The 1706-nt window shown below is 67.3% G+C and carries 1 protein-coding gene and 2 pseudogenes; all 3 read right to left on the reverse strand.

The features are described from left to right. On the reverse strand, window positions 1–502 hold a 502-nt coding region (locus AC1DVI_RS32395), incomplete at its 3' end, for an NAD(P)(+) transhydrogenase (Re/Si-specific) subunit beta (RefSeq protein ID WP_476961474.1). A 2-nt stretch (window positions 503–504) separates the two neighbouring features. Then, window positions 505–801 (reverse strand): annotated as a pseudogene (locus AC1DVI_RS32400) (proton-translocating transhydrogenase family protein); the annotation flags it as partial. Window positions 802–909: 108 nt separating this feature from the next. Further along, window positions 910–1706, reverse strand: a pseudogene (locus tag AC1DVI_RS32405) (Rossmann-fold NAD(P)-binding domain-containing protein); the annotation flags it as partial.

Below are 1706 nucleotides of genomic sequence, written 5' to 3' on the forward strand. Positions count from 1 at the left end.
CGGCGTTGAGGTGGTGCTGGAAGGGGAAGACCAGCGGCTTGCCGGTGACCAGGCCCTGCAGCTTGGCAAACGCGACGATCGAGCCGGTGAAGGTGATGGCGCCGATGGCGGTGCCCAGCGCCATCTCGACCAGCGAGCCCTTGGCGATGGCGCCGGGSACGCCGATGCCGTAGGCCTCGGGCGAGTAGAAGGCCGAGAGCGCCACGAACACCGCGGCCAGACCGACCAGCGAGTGGAAGGCGGCGACGAGCTGCGGCAGCGCGGTCATCTCGATCTTCTTGGCGATGACGTAGCCGATGCCGCCGCCGATGGCGATGCCGAGCACGATCATCCAGTAGGACTGGACGATGGGCAGGGCCAGCGTGGTCAGCACGGCGATGGTCATGCCGGCCATGCCGAAGAAGTTGCCCTGGCGGGAGGTCTCCGGGCTGGACAGGCCGCGCAGSGCCATGATGAAGCAGACCGAGGCGACCAGATAGAGAAGGGCGGACAGGGTTTCCATGGTTACTTGCCCTTCTTCTTGAACATCGACAGCATGCGCTGGGTGACCAGGAAGCCGCCGAAGATGTTGACGCTGGCCAGGATGACCGCGAGGAAGCCCATGATCTTGGAGAAGCCGAACCCGGCCGGGCCRGCGGCGATCAGGGCGCCGACGATGATCACCGAGGACACCGCGTTGGTCACCGCCATYAGCGGCGAGTGCAGCGCCGGCGTCACCCGCCACACCACGTAGTAGCCGACGAAGCAGGCCAGCACGAACACCGTCAGGCCGGTGATGAAGAAGTTGCCGTGGCTCGCCGCGTCCCCTGGACCTGAAGCTCAGCCGTCTGGTTGGTCAGGGTGAGGAGCGAGTGGCGAAAGGCCTCAATCTGGCTCGCGGGATCGGGATGTTCCATGGAAGCCGCCTCCTCAGACGGTCTGGACTTCGCGGACCGTGTCCGCGAAGGCGGGATGGACGACCTGCCCATCGCGGGTGAGCGCGATGGCCTTCACGATCTCGTCGTCCCAGTTCAATGCAATGCCCTTCTCCTTGTCGTGCAGCGACTGCAGCAGCGCGAGGAGGTTCTTGGCGTAGAGCAGCGAGGCGCTTCGATCAGCACCGAGCCCGGCTTCATCGACGCCACATGCTCGCGCGTCACCAGGATCGGCGCCTTGCGSCCGGGGATCAGCGCCGTGGTGATGACGATGTCCTGCTTCTTGATGTGCTCGGCCACCAGCGCCGCCTGCTGGCGCTTGTAGTCGTCGGACATCTCCTTGGCGTAGCCGCCCGCCGTCTCGGCCTGCTTGAACTCGTCGTTCTCCACCGCGACGAAGCTGCCGCCCAGCGACTGCACCTGCTCCTTGACCGCCGGGCGCACGTCGGTCGCCGAGACGATGGCGCCCAGCCGCTTGGCCGTGGCGATGGCCTGCAGCCCGGCGACGCCGACGCCCATGATGAAGGCGCGGGCCGGCGGCACCGTGCCCGCCGCGGTCATCATCATCGGGTAGGCCCGGCCGTACTCGCTGGCCGCATCGACCACCGCCTTGTAGCCGGCGAGGTTGGCCTGSGAGGACAGCACGTCCATGACCTGGGCGCGGGTGATGCGCGGCATGAACTCCATGGCGAAGGCGTTCACCCCGGCCGCGGCGTAGGCCGCCACGTGGTCGCGGCTGTTGTAGGGGTTGAGGATGGCGAACAGCAGCGCGCCGCGCTTGATCAGCGCCAG

The organism is Azospirillum sp. P4_B5 (assembly GCF_056402275.1).